Raw genomic sequence first — 17,737 nt, 5'->3', positions numbered from 1 at the left:
CTCACATGGACAAGGAGTTGCTCGCGAAGCTGAAGCGGCGGCTGTTGGACGAAAAGGAGAGCCTGCTGGCAAGCCTGGAAGAAAATAATCGCTACAACCTGGAGAACCAGATGTCCGAATCCTTCTCCGAGTTTTCCATGTACGACAACCACCCGGCAGATATCGGCACAGAGATGTTCGAACGGGAGAAGGACATCGCCCTGTACTTCCTCGACCGAGAGACAATGCGTCAGATCGATCAGGCCCTGAGCCGGATGGAGGATGGCAGTTACGGGTACTGCAGCGTCTGCGGCCAGCCGATACCGGCAGAGCGGCTGGAAGCGATTCCCCATACCCTCACCTGCAAAGAACACGCTCCGGCCCCCGACGTGAATGATCAGCGGCCGATTGAAGAACAAATTGAAATGCCCCCGTTTGGCCGCTCATCGCTGGATGAGCGGGATGACACCAATGCTTTTGACGGAGAAGACACCTGGCAGATCGTAGAGAATTGGGGTACGTCCAGCACGCCTTGGTCTTACGAGGACAACGACAAGACGGACTACAATGACATGATGATTGAATCAGGCGAGCCGGACGGCTTTGTCGAACCGGTAGAGCAGATCGCCTACACCGATATTCACGGCTATCACGGCCCGGACAGCGTCCATTTTAACCGTGGATTCCAGTATGAAGCGTATATGGAAAAAGGGGAAGGAAAAGGGAATTCTATTCGTTATGAGGAGTACCTGCGCGAGTTGGAGGATCAGGATGGCGCCGGACCGGGAGTAGAGGACATCAGCAATGGTGACGATTAAACAGGTTGACACGTTTCCGCTGCTGTACCGCCTGCCGCAGCCGTACGGAGATGCCAACGGCTACAAAAAATACCGGACCTGCTGTCTGTTTCGCCTGAGGACAGAGAGCGGTCTCGAAGGCTGGGGAGAATGCGTCGACTGGCTGCCTACGCTGGAGCTCGGGTTTCGCGAGCGAATCGTCCCGTTTTTGATTGGAAAAGCAGCAACGAATCGACGTCCATTGGTGAAAATAATCAACAAATGGCATCAGCGAATAGCCACGGGAGTCAGCATGGCGCTCACCGAAATTGCCGCCAAGGCCGCCGGGCTTTCGATCTGTGACCTCTGGGGCGGCAGATGGCAAGCCCAAGTACCGGTCTACGCTTCTTTTCAATCCTACAGCGATCGGCCTGACTGGCAGCGTCATTCGATCAAGCTGGTCGAACAGGCGGTCGCAGCCGGATTCGACAAAGTAAAGGTAAAGATCGGCGGGAAGCGGATCGCGGAAGACCAAAAGCACATTCAGGCGCTGCAAAGTTCACTGGCAGGCGCGGTGCAAATCGCTCTCGACGCCAATCAAAGTTACGATGCCGCCACGGCCATGGAGTGGCAGCGCTTGTTTTCGCAATGGGATAACCTGCTGTGGTTGGAAGAGCCGCTGCCGATGAATCGAACGGCTGATTACAAGCTGCTTCGCTCCCGGCTGTCTATCCCGCTGGCGGGCGGCGAGAACCTGCAGTCGGCAGAACAGTTTTTACCCCTGCTGGCGCAAGGCGCAATCGATATCGCCCAGCCTGATACGATGCATTTGGATGGAATTGACAGTTACCGCTCCACCCTGGAGACAATCAGACAGTTTGGGCTGCGCGTCTCACCGCATGCTTTCGATGGAGCGCTGTCCAGGCTTTACGCCCTATTCGCCCAAGCATGCCTGCCGCCCTGGAGTAAAATGGCCGACGAGGAACTGGAACCGGTAGAGTGGGACGTGATGGAAAATCCCCTTCAGCAGCTTGTGCCCCTGGCGCCAAGCGGCGGGAGGGTGACGCTTCCCGACGGCGTTGGGCTTGGAGTGGAGCTCGATCTTGAGCGAATCGCTGCCTTTCGTTGGGACGAGAGAACATACATCTAAAGAGACGAGGAGTGGACATGGCTCAAAGCACGAAGAATCTCTTTGGTTTGGCTGGTGTTCCGCTGGTCATGGTGCTGGGCAACTCCATGTTGATCCCGGTGCTCCCGACCATGAAATCTGTGTTGCATTTAACGTCGTTACAGTCCAGCTTGCTCATTACCGCTTTCTCGATTTCCGCAGGAATCGTGATTCCGCTTGCTGGCTACCTGTCCGATCGGTTTAACCGGAAGGCGGTCGTATTAATCGCTCTGTCGGTGTACGGAATCGGCGGACTGCTGGCCGGATTGGCTGCGCTCTGGTGGAAAAACCCGTACACGATCATCATGATCGGCCGCGTGCTCCAGGGAATTGGCGCTGCCGGTACTGCGCCAATCGCGATGGCGCTGGTGGGGGACTTGTTTAACGGCGCCGCGGAAAGCAGGGCGCTTGGCCTGTTGGAAACCTCAAACGGGTTGGGCAAGGTGCTCAGTCCGATCATCGGCTCCTTGCTGGCCCTGATCGCCTGGTACATGGTGTTTCTCGCCTTTCCGATCATTTGCGGCATTACGCTGCTGTTTTTCGCCTTCTTCGTCAAGGAAAAGCAGCGAAAGAAAGAACCGATGCCCTTCAAACAGTACCTGGGCTCGATCAAGCAGGTGTTTAAGAAGCATGGCAAGTGGCTGGTTCCCGCTTTTTTCATCGGCAGCATTTGCCTGTTCACGCTGTTTGGCGTGCTGTTTTACCTGTCTGATCTCTTCGAGGAGAAATACGGCATCGACGGAGTATTAAAAGGAGGCTTTCTGGCGATCCCGCTGTTGGCGATGAGCATAACCGCCTATCTGTCGGGGGCGATCATCAAAAAGAAGCTGACGCTGATGCGGGTATTTATCATTGCGGGAATGCTGCTGCTCTCCTTATCTTACCTGCTGGCCAGCTTCATGAAAAACGTCTACCTGTTGGTCGGCATTCTGGTCATCGGCAGCATCGGCACCGGGATGATCCTGCCCTGCCTGAACAGCATGATTATCGGGGCCGTAAAAAAATCGGAGCGAGGCATGATCACCTCGCTGTACAACGGCGTCCGGTTTATCGGCGTGGCTGTCGGGCCGCCTGTCTTTACCTGGCTGCTTGGCTTCTCCACCAATGTGATGTTTTACTCGATCGCTTCTTTAACGCTCCTGTTTGCAGTCATCGCGTTTTTCCTGATTACGCCGCAAAAGCACAAGCAGCAGCAGAAGAGCGCGGCGGGACAGGCGGACGCGGCAAAATCGGCGGATGACAATGAAGTTCTCCAGCAGATGAAGGAAGCGGCCGCAGAGGCAAAAGAAGAGCCCGCAGAATTGGATGAGGAAGCGAAAAAACAGCAGGAGATGCATGAGATTCTCGGCTTCGATCCGGCCAGACCGATCAGCAGCTTTTTAAAAAGAGGCAGAACCAAATCGAAAACGTAACAGGTCTTGGTCGAAGGACGACACAAGACCTGTTTACCGTCTAATTGGGAATGAGCCCGTTGTCGCGGAGGTAGGCGAGGGTCAGCGGGTAGACATCGTCGTACAGATAGCGGCTGAAGCGGGGGTCTCTCTTGACGTCTTCCGGGATGGTCTCAAACAGCATCATACCGCCTACGCTGCCGCCTCTCATCTCCGTGACGTGCTGTTCCACGCGGGCGACGAAGATGTCTTTGACCAACGTCTGGTCCACCACGTACTGGCCGATTTTTTGGATGAAGTCAAGGGAGCATCCCGTCTCCTCATAGGTTTCGCGGACAGCCGCCGCGAGACTGGTTTCGCCCGGCTCCACCTTGCCGCCGGGCAGCTCGATGCCGCGTTTGGTGTGAACCGTGAACAGCAGCTTGCCTTCAAAAAAAGGAAAGACCAGTACATGCCCAGCCGTGCGCTTCCGGTAAACGGATTCGTCAAACGTAAGCTCTACCGGCAGCCCGAAGTCATCCGAAAAGAAGTACATTTTGTGTTCATCCCTTTTTGAGTTGCTGTGATATGTGCTTGGTTGCTCTCATGGCCTGGCCCGCGGCGAGCGAAAGGGAAGCATAAGCTGCTCCGTTGGTTACGTCACCGACGGCGTAAATCCACGGAATGCTCGTTTCCTGGAACGTATTGGTCAGCAAAAAACCTTCGCCGTAGCGGGACAAGCCAGGTACTTCATCGCTGTTGCCCCTGACGCCAATCCGCGGCAGGACCCAGTCTACGGGAAGAAAAAGCGGCTCGACCCGCCCTTGGATCTGCAGGAAGACGCCTCTTGGCGTGTGTTCCTCTGCCGTCCGCAGCAACTCCGTTTCCATGAACAGCGTAACGTTGGAGCGGGAAGACAGCCGCTTCGTCCACTCGGGCCGGGCCCGCAGGCGGCTTCCGCGGACTGCAATCCAGATATGCCGGGCGTATTCGGACAGGTTGTACGCACTCTCGAAGGCCCGATCGCCGCCCCCGATGATCAAAATCCGCTTGCCCGCAAGCTTTGCTCCATGTGTCGTGGTAGAGAAGGAAGGCGGCAGGACGATTGATGAGCCCGCGAGCGAAGAGAGCTGGTTTTGCTTGACACCTGTCGCCAGGATCACGTACTCCACCTGATACGTTTGCTTTTCCGTTACGACCCGTTTTTGGCTGATGTCAATGGCGATCAACGCTTCATTCAACCTGCAATCCACCTCTGCCGATGCGGCAAACGCCTTCAATTCCTGAAGAAAGGCAGCGCCGTTGGCATAGGTCTTCGGCGGATAGTCCCAGATCTCGTTATGAATCTGCTGCAACTGCCCGCCGATGTGATCGCTGCGTTCAATGCAAACGGCTGTCAGGCCCAGCCGCTTGCACCAGACTGCCGCTGCGATGCCGGCGATACCTGCTCCGACGATTAGCACCTGTACGTTTTCCACCGTGAGTTTCCCCATTTCTTTTCCAATCGTCTCCTCTTAGTTTAATTCAATGGGAAACGTTGAATTCCTTCCCGCCAAAAACCATCGGCTGCAGCGCCGGGAAATGAGGGCGTTGGTTTTCCTCAAGTCCGATTGGCCAGGGGCGGAATGATCAGGTACAAAGCGTAAGCAAAACAGAGCCAGACGGCGAATGAGAGCAGTTGGTCAGGGGACCAACCAGGTAAGAACAGCTCGTGATTCCAGAATACGAACGTATCCAGGCAGAGTCCCGTTGCCGTGCCGATGACGGCAAAGCGGCGTCCCGCTTCAGGGGATCGGTCGACTTTGCCATAACACCAGGCAACCAGGTACAACAGGATCGCAGTGACAGCCTCCAACAGGCCAAACCGGAGGGGGGAGAGGCCAGCGGAGGCCGGCGGCAGCAATAATGTCTGGCCGAAGAGGCGAAAACAGAGAATGACGACGAGCCAGACGCCGACTGCGAACGACAAAGCGGGCAGCCATTTTTTTCGCGGCATGATTATTCCTCCCTTGACTCTGGAGCCGCTTGGGACACGGCCGTGATACGGCGGATCAACTGGTACAGTTCGCCGTACACCTCATCCGCGGAAAAGCTTTCACATACCAGTGCCTGCAGGGCAAGTCCGTCAATCATCGCATTGAGCAGAATCGCCCAGGTTTTTCGGGAGACACCTTGTACCGGCGGGTGCGGCCACAGGGCGGCGAGCTGATCTTGCAAAAAGCGGTTTTCCGTTTCGATCAGCTCCCCCAACTGTTTGCGGATCTCCTCGTGTTGGAGGCCGGAGACGACCAGGGAAAAGAACAGCTGATGGTAAGACGAGTCTGCCGTGCAGCGGCTGCGGGCCGATTCCAATGCAGAACGGATCACATCCGGATCACCTGGCTGCGGCTGTTGGATCTTTTTCCACGAGCTGTGGCAGAGATCGCTTACGACATCAAGCAAAAGCTGTTCTTTTTGCCGGAAGTGATAGTAGACGGTGCCCTGTGAGACGCCCGCCTTTTCGGCTACCGCCTTCAGCGTCAACTGCTGAATCCCGTGTTCCACGATGCACTGCTTGGCTGATTCGATCAGATCCTGCTTGGATATGACGTTTGGTTTCGCCATGGGGACTCTCCTTTAAGTAAGTTAGTCGAACAACTAACATTTGTTTTCCATAAATGTACAATAAGCGGCTGCTGCAGTCAAGAAGAACAGATATCCGTTTTGCCAAGTATTGGGTTATAATGAAGGGAACATGACAAGAGCGGAGGGGTGCAAATGAAAATCGCAGTCACAGGCGCAACCGGATTTATCGGGAAGCATCTGGTCAGGCATCTTGCAAGTCAAGGCGACGAGGTTATCGCCATTTCCCGTTCTTCACGCGCACGGGGTTTGCCCGATGCCAAGGTTGTAAGCTGGGACGAGCTGGCAGACAAGCGGGATATGCTCGAGGGATTGGATGCCGTGGTCAACCTGGCCGGCGAGTCGATCAACCAAAGGTGGACACAGAGTGCCAAAGAGCGGATCGTCTCGTCCCGCCTAACGGCTGCCGAAAAGCTAGGAGAACTGTTTGACAGGCTGGAACAAAAACCCCCGGTGCTGGTCAACGCATCCGGCATCTCCATCTACGGGACTTCCGATACAGATACGTACGATGAGAGCAGTCCCGCCCGAATCGTCGATTTTTTGTCCGATGTCGTGGAGAAGTGGGAAGCGGCGGCCGACCTGGTCAACGCGCCGCGGACGGTGAAAATCCGCGTCGGGATCGTGCTGGGAAACGACGGCGGGGCCTATCCGAAGATGGTGCTTCCCTACAGGCTGGGAGTCGGCGGCAAGGTCGGCAGCGGCAGCCAATGGCTGTCCTGGATCCACATCGAAGACATGGTGAGACTGATCGATTTTTGCATCCGCAATGAGCAGGTCAGCGGGCCGGTCAACGCCACGGCCCCGAACCCGGTCACCAACGACCAGTTTGGCCGGGCCGTTGCCAGAGGACTGGGCCGTCCGCATTGGTTTCCCGTTCCGGCCATGCTGATGAAGCTGATCTTTGGCGAACTGGCTGTCCTCCTGCTGGAAGGGCAGCGGGTCATCCCGCAAAAGCTGCTCGATTGCGGCTTCCAGTTTCGCTACCCTGAGATAGATGACGCGATCAAGCAGCTGGCGGGAAAATAACGGCATCCCCAGGTCAATCCAGGAACCTCTCCCTGATCTCCGGCGTCGGCATGAGGCAGCTGGACTGCTTGCCAAACCAGCGGTAACGGTTGCGGGCCACCCAGTCGTACACCCGGTCGCGCAGCGGCAGGGGAACGATAATCAGGGCGTACAGTACCGGCCACAAGCCGGACATGCAGCGCAGCAGCCGGAGAGCCGCCGTTGATTTGACATAAGAGCGGCCGTCTTCGATGAGGACGACTGTGTCTGCACCCTGCGCTGGCAAGCCATGCCTCTCAAGCAGCTGCTGTCCCGCCTCCGACTGCAGCGAAGCGAATTTTACCCGGCCCTGCCGATCTCTGGGGATGACGAATTGAACGGTGCGGCTGCACAGGCTGCAGTCGCCGTCAAAGAGAAGAATCGCGGATGGAGCGGGTGTTTTTTGTCCCATGGAAACGCTCCTCCTTCAGCTGTTTTCACTCGTCGCCGAGCTCCATGCGGTTGTGCAGCACATCCTCTACCTTCAGCAAATGGTGCAGCATTCTTTGCTGCGCCATCAAGGCGTCGCGGTCGCGGATCGCTTTATAGATCAACACGTGCTCCCTGTACAGCCTCTCTGCGCTGGCCCGCTCGCCAAACAGCCACATTTTCCGGGTGTTGCGCATGCTTTTGTTCATGGCTCCGGCGATGGTCTTCATCATGTCGATCAGCAGGCGATTGTGGCTGGCGTAGGCGATGGCCTGATGGAAGTCGATGTCAGCCTGATCACTGGCTTCTTCCGAGTCGACACCTTCTCGCATGTGTTCGAGTGCTTGTTCGATGGCGGCCAAATCCTCATCTGCCCATTTCCGCGCTGCCAGACCGGCGCTGCCGACTTCGAGGATTTTGCGAATCTCCAGCAGTTCCAGGATATCTTCAAAACCCATCAGTATGGTGGACAAGGGAGCGGTCAGGCTGGAGGTTTCGAATTTGCGGACAAAGGTGCCCTCGCCCTGCTTCATTTCTACCAGTCCCATCGCTTGCAAGGCGCTAAGCGCTTCCCTGACGGCAGAGCGTCCGACCTGGAACTTCTCCGCCAACAGCTGCACGGAGTCCAGCTTGTCGCCTGGTTTTAACTGTCCATCCAGAATCATCTGCTTCAGTTCATCTGTAATCACTTCGTATATTTTTTTGCTGGAAATTTGTTGAATTGGCAATGTAATTCCATCCTTTGTCTCGTTCTCTTTTCATTTTACTACACAAGCAACCCCCAAAGCATCTGCTTTAGGGGTTGTCTCTTCGTCAGGAAGCAGCCTGTTTGTCTTGCTTCAATTCTTCCGGCTCCAACTTGCCGTCAATGCCTTTGCGCCGCTGGTATTTGTCCATTAAAATCACGGCAACGGGGCAGAGGATGGCCGTTGTCAGGGTGGAGAGCGATATTTGCGCGGTGGCGATGTTGACGATATCGTGGTAGGCCTGAGCCTCGGCCTGGGTCATCATCCCGGAGCCTGCGGCAACGGTCGCCGCCGCTGCAATCGCCGCCGGAGTCCCGACCGCGTTGCCAGCCGTGGAGGCTTCGGCAACGGGAGCGATCTGGCTTTTTTCGCGAAAGATCTTAAATACCAGGATCCCGGTCAACCCCGTCAAGACGGTCGTCCCGATCCCAAGGGCAAGACCTGCGCCGACGACTTCCGGGTTGAAAAAGTTGGCCAGATTCATCCCCGCTCCAAGCGCAAAGGCGAAGAAGGGAACGGGCAGAGTCTCGCCGGGCTTTAAGAACTCGCGAATCCGCGGATCGAGATTGCCGAGGAGCATGCCGAGTCCAATCGGCAAGAGCACGGCGATAAAGGCGATGACCGGGAAACTCTGGCCCAGCATGCCGAGCGCCATCAAGGTGAAAAACGGGCCGTCGTTCAGGGACAGGACCGAGACCGCACCGACGTCGGAGCGGTTACCGTACTGTCCCGTCAAGGCGACGTACATCCCGCCGTTGCCGTTGGTCATGGCCGCGATGATGGCCAATGTGGACAGGCCGAGCAGTCCGTTCATCGGATCGAAGAACATGGCGAAGAGAAACCCGACTGCCACGCCGGTCAGGTATTTGCTCGCCGTAAGCAGAACGCCTTTTTTCAGGGCGCGGCCGCCGACCCGCAGGTTCATTTGGCTGCCCGCGCAGAACAGGAAGAGGGCGATCAGGGGAATCGCTCCGTTCTTGAACAGAGCCTCGGAAAAGCCGCCGATCTTCAAAAACTCGTAGTTGCCGTCCGCTGTCGGCGCGGCTCCCAATCCTTTCAGGAACTCCATGATAAACGGAACGTGCATCTGGTCAATCGTATTTAACAAGGCTCCGAGCAGCAGCGGAACAACCATGAGCCCCCCGGGTACTTTTTCCACCGATTTCATGATCTGCATCGACATCTCTCGCTTTCGAAGGAGGTATGATTATCTGATGATTGCGCTTTCAAAAACATTTTTTCAAACTCGGAAGAGGATGGAGCTGTCGATTTCGGCTGTAGAACGCAAGCCCGATAAAGCCATCGTCAGCTTAAAATCGGAGATGAGATTTCGCAGGACGGTTCTTACCCCTTCTTCGCCGGCCACCGCCAAACCGTAGAGGAACGGCCGTCGCGGTACTTCTTGCTCTTGAAAAGTTCAACCTAAATGCTGGAATCCATCTTTGCTCCACCTCCCAGACGCAAATATATGATCATCTGAAGAGGATTTTAGCAAAAGAAAAATAGGAATTCAATAAATTATCATATGATTTGCAATGGATATAATATTTCGTAAGTCTTATTTTTTGGCGGAAGGAAAGGTTCATTTCAGGGGGAACACGGCAAAAGGGACTGTTGTCCAAACAGAAGGAATGATATAATTTTTAGAAGTCATCTGATGACCTGATCACTAGGATAGACGGGGGAAATAAGATGCTGGACAAGGGAATTCGGGAAGACCTGATTGCCATTGTAGGAGAAAAGTATTTTTTGGATACGCCGAATGAGCTGTACGCGTATTCCTATGACGCGACGCCCATTCACCAAGCCATGCCCGATGCGGTCGTCATGCCGGGGGGTACAGAAGAGGTGTCCGCCATCTTGAAGCTGGCGAATGCCCACGGCATCCCGATCGTGCCCCGCGGGTCGGGAACCAATCTGGCCGGGGGGACGATTCCGGTTGAAGGCGGCATCGTCGTAAATATGAACCGGTTTGACAAAATTTATGAAATTGACCAAAAAAATCTGACGGCAACGCTTGGACCAGGAGTCGTCACGGCCGACCTGCATAAGGCTGTCGAAGCGGTCGGCTTGTTTTACCCGCCTGATCCGGGCAGCATGCGGATATCGACGGTCGGCGGGAATATGGCCCAATGCGCGGGCGGCATGAGAGGGCTGAAGTACGGAGTCACCAAGGATTACATCCTGGGGCTGGAATACGTCCTGCCATCGGGGGAAGTGCTGCGCTGCGGCGGGAAAAACATGAAAGACGTCGCCGGGTACGACATGACCAGACTGATGGCCGGATCGGAAGGCACCCTCGGGATCATTACCGAAATCACGGTAAAGCTGCTCCCGCTGCCGGAATCGAAGCGGACGCTTGTCGCCTACTACACCAATATCGTCGATGCGGCCAGGACCGTGGAAAAAGTCATCGCCTCCAAAATCATCCCGGCGACGATCGAATTTCTCGACCAGTCCACCATGAAAGTCGTGGACGACTTTGCCAAGCTGGGACTGCCGCTGGAGATGAAATCGATGCTCTTGATCGAGCAGGACGGACCGGAAGACTTGGTGGTGCGGGATATTGAGAAAATCGCCGCCATTGCCAAACAGGAAGGAGCGGCCGATGTGCAGCTCGCGCAAACGGCCGAGGAGGGAGCCAAGCTGCTCGCGGCGAGGCGATCGGCCTTGGCTGCGCTGTCCCGTCTGCGTCCCACGACGATTCTCGAAGACGCGACGGTTCCCCGCTCCCGGCTGGCCGAGATGGTGAAAGAAGTGGAGCGCATTGCGGAGAAGTACCAGGTGCAGATCTGCACCTTTGGCCACGCCGGAGACGGCAACCTGCACCCGACCTGCATGACCGACGAGCGGGACAAGGAAGAGATTCACCGTGTGGAGCAAGCTTTTGAAGAAATTTTTCGCACGGCGATCCGCCTCGGAGGGACGATTACCGGGGAGCATGGCGTCGGCATGGCCAAGATGAATTACCTCGACCTAAAAGTGGGCGAGGGAGGAATCGAGTTGATGAAGCGGATCAAGGCCGCGTTCGACCCGAACAACATCATGAATCCCGGGAAGATGTTCGCGGGCAGCGGACGTCGCAGAGTGGTGGTGAAACGATGAACAAGGCAAAGCAAGGGCTTTTGGCCAAATTCAACATGGATGAGATCATGAACTGCATGCACTGCGGATTCTGCCTGCCGGCCTGCCCCACTTACCGGGAGACAGGCTTGGAATCGCACAGTCCGCGCGGCCGCATCGCCCTGATGAAGGGAGTTGCAAGCAGCCAACTGGCCATCGATCAGGAATTTGAGAAAAACATGTACGCCTGTCTCGGCTGCCGCGCTTGCGAAACGGCTTGTCCGGCCGGGGTGCCATACGGCAGCCTGGTAGAGACGGCGCGGGAAGTGGTCGAAGAAAAGAAAAAGAGCGAGTCGAAACCGCCATTTGTCCGCAAGCTCGTGTTTGAGAAGGTATTTCCCTATCCCGAGCGGATGAAGGCGCTGGGAACAGCGCTGTGGGCGGCTCAGAGCACGGGGCTGCAGACCCTGGCCAACAAGACGGGCTTGATCAACATCCTGCCGCGGGAAATGGCCGAGATGCAGCAGGCAGTCGATAAGATCGCATCGCCGAAGGAGCGTAAACAGCGCAAGCAGGTGATGCCGGCGCAGACGGCGGAGACGGTCTTGACGGTCGGGATGTTTACGGGCTGTGTCATGGATGTGATGTTTTTTGAGACGAACCAGGCGACAGCGGGCCTCTTGACGAAGGCGGGCTGCAGAGTCGTGTTTGTGGAAAATCAGGCTTGCTGCGGGGCGCTGCACGCCCATGCCGGGGAAAAAGACGGCGCCATCGAACTGGCCAAGCGCAATATTGAAGCGTTTGAGCGGGCAGGTGTCGACCTGGTCGTCAACAACGCCGGCGGCTGCGGCGCTGCGCTGAAGGAGTACCACCACTGGTTCGCGGACGATCCTGAATGGAAGGAGCGGGCCATGGCGTTTGTCGCGAAGGTGAGAGATGCCAATGAGGTGCTCGCTGAGCTGCCGCCGCTCGTCTTTACCAAGCCCTTGAACGCCCGCGTCACCTACCAGGATTCCTGTCATCTGGCCCACGGTCAAGGCGTTCGCAACCAGCCTCGCCAGCTGCTGAAAAGCATCCCCGGCGTGGAACTCGTCGAAATGTCCGGGGCTGACAGCTGCTGCGGGTCTGCCGGGATCTACAACATCACCAACTTTGACATGTCGATGCAAATCTTGGACGACAAGATGGAGCACGTGAAGGAGACAAAGGCACACATCATCGCGACGTCAAATCCCGGCTGCCTCTTGCAGATGAAAAAAGGCATCATCCGGGCCGGGCTGGAAGGCCAGATGGAAGCGGTGCACATCATGGATCTGCTGGCTCGGGCGCTGTAGTGTTGGAGGTTCGCCTCCAGCTCCGGGCGAAATTTTTGGATTTTGGCAAAAATGCTCTGTATAATAAATATTGCAACTCTTGCAAGAGGTGGGACAGTCATGAAAATCGTCATAGCACCCGATTCGTTTAAGGGCAGTGTCTCGGCCATGGAAGCGGCAATCGCCATTGAGAAAGGAATCAAGCGATACCTGCCTGACGCGAAGACGCTCCTGATTCCTGTCGCCGATGGCGGGGAAGGGACGCTGGACAGCTTGGTGGCCGCGACTGGCGGGAAGCGCGTGCCGGTTACGGTGACGGGGCCGCTGGGCTCCCCGGTAGCAGCCGAGTACGGACTGCTCGGTGACGGGGAGACATGTGTGATCGAGATGGCCAGCGCCTCCGGACTCTACCTGATTTCCCCCGAAGAGAGAAATCCGCTGGTCACGACGACCTATGGGACGGGCGAATTGATCAGACAAGCCTTGGATGACGGATGCCGCCGCTTCATTTTGGCGATTGGCGGCAGCGCCACCAACGACGGCGGCGCCGGCATGCTGCAGGCGCTGGGGATGCGGCTCCTGAATGCCAAAGGGGAACCGGTTGGCTTTGGAGGCGGCGAATTGCGGCAGATCGCCGCCATCGACGACAGCGGTTTTGACCGGCGGATTGCCGAAGCTTCTTTCCTGATCGCCACAGATGTGCAGAATCCGCTTGTCGGTCCAAGCGGCGCTTCCCACGTATTTGGTCCGCAAAAAGGGGCGACTCCGGAGATGGCCGCCAGCTTGGATGAGGGCTTGTCCCATTGGGCAGACTTGATCGAGGCAAAGACAGGCATGCGGATTCACGACCGTCCGGGAGCCGGTGCCGCCGGTGGGATTGGCGGGGCGTTTCAAGCCTTTTTCCCAGCGGCGATGCGCCGGGGCATCGATGTCGTCATCGAGTATACCGGGCTTCGCGATGCGCTGCAGGGGGCGGATCTGGTCTTCACCGGCGAAGGGCAGATCGACTTTCAGACCGCTTCGGGCAAAACTCCGATGGGGGTAGCGCAGGAGGCGCAGAAGCTGGGGGTACCCGTGTTCGTGCTGGCCGGTTCGATCGGCCGCGGCATCAGCGAGCTGTATCAGTACGGCATTACCGGCATACACAGTATTGTAAACGCCCCGATGACGCTTAAGGAAGCGATGCAGCGGGCCCCGGAATTGCTGGCGGAGCGGGCGGAACAGGTATTGCGAACTTATGACGGAAAAGCGAGGTTATCCTAAGTGAAGACAACTCTTATGTACGGCAAAGAAGGCTTGACTATAGAGGTTCCCGACCACGCTGTCCTCGTGGAGCCGAGGCACCTTCCGGGTCTCGCGGATGAGCGGGCGGCCGTGTTGAAAGCGCTTCGCGAGCCGATTGGCACACCGCCGCTGCGGGAAATGGTCAAAGAGACAGACAAGGTGGCCATCGTCATCAGCGACATTACCCGGCCGACGCCAAACCACAAGCTGGTCCCCTGGCTGATCGAGGAGCTCTCCCACGTTCCACGGGAGAATTTTATCATCATCAACGGCACCGGGACGCATCGCGACCAGACGCGGGAAGAGTTTGTACAGATGCTGGGCGAGTGGGTAGTCGAGAATATCCGCATCATCAATAACCACTGCCACGAGAAGGAGACGTTGGCAAAGGTGGGCAAAAGCTCCTTTGGCTGTGATGTGTATTTGAACAAGGAGTATGTAGAAGCGGATTTTCGCATCGTAACCGGGTTTATTGAGCCCCATTTCTTTGCCGGATTTTCCGGCGGACCAAAGGGCATCATGCCAGGAATTGCCGGCATCGAGACGATCCTGACCTTTCACAACGCGAGGATGATCGGCGACCCGCTCTCCACCTGGGGCAATATGGTGAACAATCCGCTGCAGGACATGACCCGGGAGATCAACCGGATGTGCAAGCCCCACTTTATGCTGAACGTTACGCTGAACCGGGAGAAGGAGATCACCCAGGTGTTTGCCGGCGAGCTGTTCGAGGCCCACGACGTCGGCTGCGCCTTTGCCAAGGAACACGCGATGATCAAGTGCGACCAGCGCTTTGACGTGGTCATCACCTCCAACTCCGGCTATCCGCTGGATCAAAATCTCTACCAGGCGGTAAAAGGGATGAGCGCCGCCCACAAGATCGTGAAAAAAGGCGGGACGATCATCTGTGCCGCAGAGTGTTCGGACGGGCTGCCCAATCACGGCAATTATGCAAACATCCTGCAAATGCGCAAGACTCCGGAAGAAATTCTGGAGATGATCAATGATCCTTCCTTCGAAATGTTCGATCAGTGGCAGGTGCAAAAACAGGCCGTCATCCAGGTGTGGGCAGATGTATACGTCTATTCCACACTGTCCGATGAAGACCTGGAGAAGGCGATGTTTAAGCCATGCCGCGACATAGAGGCGACGCTGGCGGAGTTGAAGCAAAAGTACGGCGAGGATATGTCTGTAGCCGTCCTGCCGCTCGGGCCGCTGACCATTCCGTATCTAGAGGAGTAAGCTGATGGGGGCACGGCATCCCGCTCCCCCGGATGATTGTCCGGGCAGAGCGGCATTCGGCCGTGCTCGCCGCTAGGGCAGTGTCGGGAGCTTCCCCACAAGCACAGCGTAAGGTGTTTGCGTTTCTCCATCCATTTCAGAACCATTACGACCTCGAGTGTCTCCGAATCATAGGTGAATACAGCTTCTCAGCCTTCTCCACATGCTCCTTCCCTTTTTTATCTTGCTTTTGGATTGGTAATGAAAGGTATAATACATATATTGGTAAAATTATCATGAAGATTATTATTCGTTCAGGTAGAGCGAGGATGGAAGAAAGAGGAGGGCAACGCTTGCTTCACCCGAAGGACGTGATTGAACTCATTGTTGCTGCCGTGCCGGTGCTGATCCTCCTGATTGCGGCCGCTGCAACCAGGCGGCGGAGGGTTATTTTGTACCTTGCCGCTTGTCTGGTCGTCTGTGAAATCGGCTTTTTCACTTTGCGTTCGTTTTGGATCGATTATCAAGTGGCGAAAAAGACAGAACAGCTCAATCAGTATTTACGAAAGGCGTATCCCGATGAAACGTGGATGATCGAGCGCAAAACAGGCCGACAGTACGATCCGTATCACCTTGACGTCACATTTTCCAGCGAGCCGGGCTGGATTTATACTTATTCGGTTGGAGGCGAAGGGAAATAGATGATAAAAGCCCGCTTTGCAAGCTGGTCTAGAATGAACGATCGAGGCCAAGCTTAAGTCGAACGGCTCTTCCTGACTGGAATCCCAGGCAAGGAAGAGCCTTTTTTGTTGAACCGTCCAAGAAGTCATGGACGTTCCGAAAACGAATGGTTGACCTGACAGAAGGGATTTTCAAGAGGAGTCAACAAACTGACCGTTAGGCGCTGACGACATTGGAGGAGGGGGTTTATTGAATATGCTGACGGATTCTAGCGGATTGTTCGACTAGACAAATGTTTGGGGAAAGCAGGCAATGGGGAATAAGAAGTCGAATTTTCATCTGAAGGAGCTGCCGAAGGGAGAGTCGGCTTCAATATCTCACATCTTTCGGAGGTGTTCGGATGGCAAGGACGATCATTACCAATGGGCTGATCTATACACTTGATGCCAACCATCCCATTGTCGAAGCGGTAGTCGTCGAGAATGGCAGAATCGCGGACGTGGGATCGCATCGGGAAATGGTGCTGCAGTGGGGCAGAGCCGGTTCCCGAATCATCGATTTGCAGGGGAAAATGGCTACCCCGGGATTGATAGACAGCCACCTGCATCTCTCAGGGGTGGCTCTCCATTTTCTGGATCTCAATCTGACAGGTGTCAAATCGAAGAGGGAAATGCTCGACAAGATCAGGGAAAAAGCGAATACGATGTCTCCCGGACAGTGGCTGATCGGGATGGGCTGGGACGAGAACCTCTTTGATGACGGCGCGATTCCGACCATCGATGAGCTAGACCATGTCGCACCTCACTGTCCGCTCTACCTGAAGCGGATCTGTCATCACGCCTTTCTGGTCAATTCCAAGGCGCTGGAATGCAGTCATTATCACCCGTCCCTCGAGGTCCCGCCGGGGGGAAGCGTAGTGCTTGACCCTGATACGGGAAAACCTACCGGACTGCTGCTCGAATCCGCATCCCAACTGATCACGCGCCACATCCCGCAAAGAACGTATGATGAGATCAAGCAGGCGTTGGGACAAGCGATGGGACTTGCCGTGAAACGGGGGTTAACGAGTGTTCATACAAATGACCCGCATTATTTGGGCGGCCTCGACCAGACGTACAAAATGTACGACGAGCTGCTCAATCAGGAGCACCGCGGGCTGCGCTGCAACCTGCTGATCGATTCCCCCTACCTGGGCCAATTGATGGAAAGGGGGATGTATGCCGGGTATGGCAATGAGAGATTGCAGATCGGGGCGATCAAGATTTTTGCCGATGGCGCCTTGGGGAGAAGAACCGCCCTGCTCTCGGAGCCTTATTGTGATGAGCCTGGGCAGTATGGAGAGGCCATGCATGACCAGGAAGCCCTGTTCCAGCTGATCAAAGCGGCGAGGGACCACTCCATGCCGATCGCCGTACATACCATCGGGGATAAGGCCTTGGAAAATGTCTTGGATATTCTTGATCAGCTGCCGGTAGCGAGGCAGCGTGACCGGCTCATCCACGTCTCCGTTCTCCGGGCCGACTTGGTTCGACGGTTGGCCGTGCCCAGCCGGATCGCCGACATTCAACCGAGGTTCGTGGTGGGCGACTATCCTTGGGTGCTGGAGAGACTGGGAGAGACGAGAGAAGCGTATCTGTACGCGTGGAAATCCCTGCTTGCCGCAGGTGTGTTATGTGCGGGCGGTTCAGATGCGCCAGTCGAACCGATCGATCCACTGCTCGGCATTCACGCCGCGGTTACCCGGCGGGCCCCGGGGCAGGCTCATGGCGGCTGGAACGAAAAAGAGAAGCTGTCCATGCTGGAAGCCTTGACCCTGTTCACGGTTGGCGGCGCCTATGCGACAAACGAGGAGCAGGTAAAGGGGACGCTGTCGAGGGGCAAATTGGCTGATATGACGGTTTATTCCCGTAATCTGATGGGGCTGGAAGATCCGGATGAACTATTGCAGACAGATATCGAAATGACGATTATCGGCGGGGAACCGCAAACTGTATAAGGAATTCTCTTAAAAGCTCTTCCCCGAACCGATTTCCGGTCG

General features: G+C 56.1%; 17 protein-coding genes and 1 pseudogene. 10 read left to right on the top strand and 8 right to left on the bottom strand.

Annotated elements, in window-relative coordinates; genetic code table 11:
• Nucleotides 1-5 precede the first annotated feature (5 nt).
• Genes HGBM_RS08545 through HGBM_RS08535 form a run of 3 tightly spaced genes read left to right on the top strand, consistent with a single transcriptional unit; the run spans nucleotide 6 to nucleotide 3,335 of the window.
• Entirely contained in the window at nucleotides 6-797 is a 792-nt protein-coding gene (locus HGBM_RS08545; protein WP_019120677.1) for a TraR/DksA C4-type zinc finger protein, read from the top strand.
• Nucleotides 787-1,905, top strand: a complete 1,119-nt coding sequence (locus HGBM_RS08540) for a mandelate racemase/muconate lactonizing enzyme family protein (RefSeq protein ID WP_026074283.1) — start codon at nucleotides 787-789, stop codon at nucleotides 1,903-1,905. Before HGBM_RS08545 ends, HGBM_RS08540 begins: the two co-directional genes overlap by 11 nt.
• Nucleotides 1,906-1,922: 17 nt before the next feature.
• Nucleotides 1,923-3,335, top strand: a complete 1,413-nt coding sequence (locus HGBM_RS08535; RefSeq protein ID WP_019120675.1) for an MFS transporter — start codon at nucleotides 1,923-1,925, stop codon at nucleotides 3,333-3,335.
• 40 nt (nucleotides 3,336-3,375) lie between these two features.
• Here the strand turns inward: HGBM_RS08535 and HGBM_RS08530 are convergent, their stop codons facing one another.
• The 4 genes from HGBM_RS08530 to HGBM_RS08515 form a co-directional block, all read right to left on the bottom strand.
• Nucleotides 3,376-3,849 carry an NUDIX domain-containing protein gene (locus HGBM_RS08530; protein WP_019120674.1) on the bottom strand — a complete coding sequence of 158 codons (474 nt, stop codon included), beginning with the start codon at nucleotides 3,847-3,849 and terminating at the stop codon, nucleotides 3,376-3,378.
• 7 nt (nucleotides 3,850-3,856) lie between these two features.
• Nucleotides 3,857-4,786 carry an NAD(P)/FAD-dependent oxidoreductase gene (locus tag HGBM_RS08525; protein WP_019120673.1) on the bottom strand — a complete coding sequence of 310 codons (930 nt, stop codon included), beginning with the start codon at nucleotides 4,784-4,786 and terminating at the stop codon, nucleotides 3,857-3,859.
• A gap of 107 nt (nucleotides 4,787-4,893) precedes the next feature.
• Nucleotides 4,894-5,289: a DUF5367 family protein gene (locus HGBM_RS08520; protein ID WP_019120672.1), complete on the bottom strand. Its 396-nt coding sequence runs from the start codon at nucleotides 5,287-5,289 to the stop codon at nucleotides 4,894-4,896.
• 2 nt (nucleotides 5,290-5,291) lie between these two features.
• Nucleotides 5,292-5,897 carry a TetR/AcrR family transcriptional regulator gene (locus HGBM_RS08515; protein ID WP_019120671.1) on the bottom strand — a complete coding sequence of 202 codons (606 nt, stop codon included), beginning with the start codon at nucleotides 5,895-5,897 and terminating at the stop codon, nucleotides 5,292-5,294.
• Nucleotides 5,898-6,050: 153 nt separating this feature from the next.
• On the opposite strand from HGBM_RS08515, the gene HGBM_RS08510 reads away from it, so the two are divergent.
• Complete coding sequence (locus HGBM_RS08510; protein WP_019120670.1) at nucleotides 6,051-6,944, top strand: TIGR01777 family oxidoreductase; 894 nt, start codon at nucleotides 6,051-6,053, stop codon at nucleotides 6,942-6,944.
• Between the two features lie 13 nt (nucleotides 6,945-6,957).
• Here HGBM_RS08510 and HGBM_RS08505 read toward each other — a convergent pair whose 3' ends face one another.
• The 4 genes and pseudogenes from HGBM_RS08505 to HGBM_RS29450 all read right to left on the bottom strand — a co-directional run.
• The gene (locus HGBM_RS08505; protein ID WP_019120669.1) at nucleotides 6,958-7,374 is read right to left on the bottom strand and encodes a thiol-disulfide oxidoreductase DCC family protein; all 417 of its coding nucleotides are present in this window, start codon (nucleotides 7,372-7,374) and stop codon (nucleotides 6,958-6,960) included.
• A gap of 25 nt (nucleotides 7,375-7,399) precedes the next feature.
• The gene (locus HGBM_RS08500) at nucleotides 7,400-8,119 is read right to left on the bottom strand and encodes a FadR/GntR family transcriptional regulator (protein ID WP_019120668.1); all 720 of its coding nucleotides are present in this window, start codon (nucleotides 8,117-8,119) and stop codon (nucleotides 7,400-7,402) included.
• 85 nt (nucleotides 8,120-8,204) lie between these two features.
• Nucleotides 8,205-9,314 (bottom strand): 2-keto-3-deoxygluconate permease, encoded by a 1,110-nt coding sequence (locus HGBM_RS08495; RefSeq protein ID WP_019120667.1) that lies wholly within the window; start codon nucleotides 9,312-9,314, stop codon nucleotides 8,205-8,207.
• Nucleotides 9,315-9,377: 63 nt separating this feature from the next.
• A pseudogene (locus tag HGBM_RS29450) lies at nucleotides 9,378-9,515 on the bottom strand (alpha-hydroxy-acid oxidizing protein); the annotation flags it as partial.
• Nucleotides 9,516-9,829: 314 nt separating this feature from the next.
• Here HGBM_RS29450 and HGBM_RS08485 point away from each other — a divergent pair.
• The 6 genes from HGBM_RS08485 (at nucleotide 9,830) to HGBM_RS08460 (ending at nucleotide 17,695) form a co-directional block, all read left to right on the top strand.
• The gene (locus HGBM_RS08485; RefSeq protein WP_019120665.1) at nucleotides 9,830-11,242 is read left to right on the top strand and encodes an FAD-binding oxidoreductase; all 1,413 of its coding nucleotides are present in this window, start codon (nucleotides 9,830-9,832) and stop codon (nucleotides 11,240-11,242) included.
• A complete protein-coding gene (locus HGBM_RS08480) occupies nucleotides 11,239-12,534 on the top strand; it encodes a (Fe-S)-binding protein (RefSeq protein WP_019120664.1) in 1,296 nt (431 codons plus the stop codon). Before HGBM_RS08485 ends, HGBM_RS08480 begins: the two co-directional genes overlap by 4 nt.
• Nucleotides 12,535-12,633: 99 nt before the next feature.
• Nucleotides 12,634-13,776: a glycerate kinase gene (locus tag HGBM_RS08475; protein ID WP_019120663.1), complete on the top strand. Its 1,143-nt coding sequence runs from the start codon at nucleotides 12,634-12,636 to the stop codon at nucleotides 13,774-13,776.
• Complete coding sequence (gene larA, locus HGBM_RS08470; RefSeq protein WP_026074281.1) at nucleotides 13,777-15,039, top strand: nickel-dependent lactate racemase; 1,263 nt, start codon at nucleotides 13,777-13,779, stop codon at nucleotides 15,037-15,039.
• 332 nt (nucleotides 15,040-15,371) lie between these two features.
• The gene (locus tag HGBM_RS08465) at nucleotides 15,372-15,719 is read left to right on the top strand and encodes a hypothetical protein (protein WP_019120661.1); all 348 of its coding nucleotides are present in this window, start codon (nucleotides 15,372-15,374) and stop codon (nucleotides 15,717-15,719) included.
• A gap of 380 nt (nucleotides 15,720-16,099) precedes the next feature.
• Complete coding sequence (locus tag HGBM_RS08460; protein WP_019120660.1) at nucleotides 16,100-17,695, top strand: amidohydrolase; 1,596 nt, start codon at nucleotides 16,100-16,102, stop codon at nucleotides 17,693-17,695.
• The last annotated feature ends 42 nt before the right edge of the window (nucleotides 17,696-17,737 follow it).

It is taken from the genome of Brevibacillus massiliensis, assembly GCF_000311785.1.
GTDB lineage: Bacteria > Bacillota > Bacilli > Brevibacillales > Brevibacillaceae > Brevibacillus_C > Brevibacillus_C massiliensis.
This window is presented reverse-complemented; position numbering and strand designations above follow the sequence as displayed.

What these genes read in the sequence shown, in the direction of transcription:
- HGBM_RS08545 (WP_019120677.1), top strand. Translation starts at nt 6, where the DNA reads ATGGACAAGGAGTTGCTCGCGAAGCTGAAGCGGCGGCTGTTGGACGAA.
- HGBM_RS08535 (WP_019120675.1), top strand. Translation starts at nt 1,923, where the DNA reads ATGGCTCAAAGCACGAAGAATCTCTTTGGTTTGGCTGGTGTTCCGCTG.
- HGBM_RS08530 (WP_019120674.1), bottom strand. Translation starts at nt 3,849, where the DNA reads ATGTACTTCTTTTCGGATGACTTCGGGCTGCCGGTAGAGCTTACGTTT.
- HGBM_RS08525 (WP_019120673.1), bottom strand. Translation starts at nt 4,786, where the DNA reads ATGGGGAAACTCACGGTGGAAAACGTACAGGTGCTAATCGTCGGAGCA.
- HGBM_RS08520 (WP_019120672.1), bottom strand. Translation starts at nt 5,289, where the DNA reads ATGCCGCGAAAAAAATGGCTGCCCGCTTTGTCGTTCGCAGTCGGCGTC.
- HGBM_RS08515 (WP_019120671.1), bottom strand. Translation starts at nt 5,897, where the DNA reads ATGGCGAAACCAAACGTCATATCCAAGCAGGATCTGATCGAATCAGCC.
- HGBM_RS08510 (WP_019120670.1), top strand. Translation starts at nt 6,051, where the DNA reads ATGAAAATCGCAGTCACAGGCGCAACCGGATTTATCGGGAAGCATCTG.
- HGBM_RS08505 (WP_019120669.1), bottom strand. Translation starts at nt 7,374, where the DNA reads ATGGGACAAAAAACACCCGCTCCATCCGCGATTCTTCTCTTTGACGGC.
- HGBM_RS08495 (WP_019120667.1), bottom strand. Translation starts at nt 9,314, where the DNA reads ATGCAGATCATGAAATCGGTGGAAAAAGTACCCGGGGGGCTCATGGTT.
- HGBM_RS08485 (WP_019120665.1), top strand. Translation starts at nt 9,830, where the DNA reads ATGCTGGACAAGGGAATTCGGGAAGACCTGATTGCCATTGTAGGAGAA.
- HGBM_RS08480 (WP_019120664.1), top strand. Translation starts at nt 11,239, where the DNA reads ATGAACAAGGCAAAGCAAGGGCTTTTGGCCAAATTCAACATGGATGAG.
- HGBM_RS08475 (WP_019120663.1), top strand. Translation starts at nt 12,634, where the DNA reads ATGAAAATCGTCATAGCACCCGATTCGTTTAAGGGCAGTGTCTCGGCC.
- HGBM_RS08460 (WP_019120660.1), top strand. Translation starts at nt 16,100, where the DNA reads ATGGCAAGGACGATCATTACCAATGGGCTGATCTATACACTTGATGCC.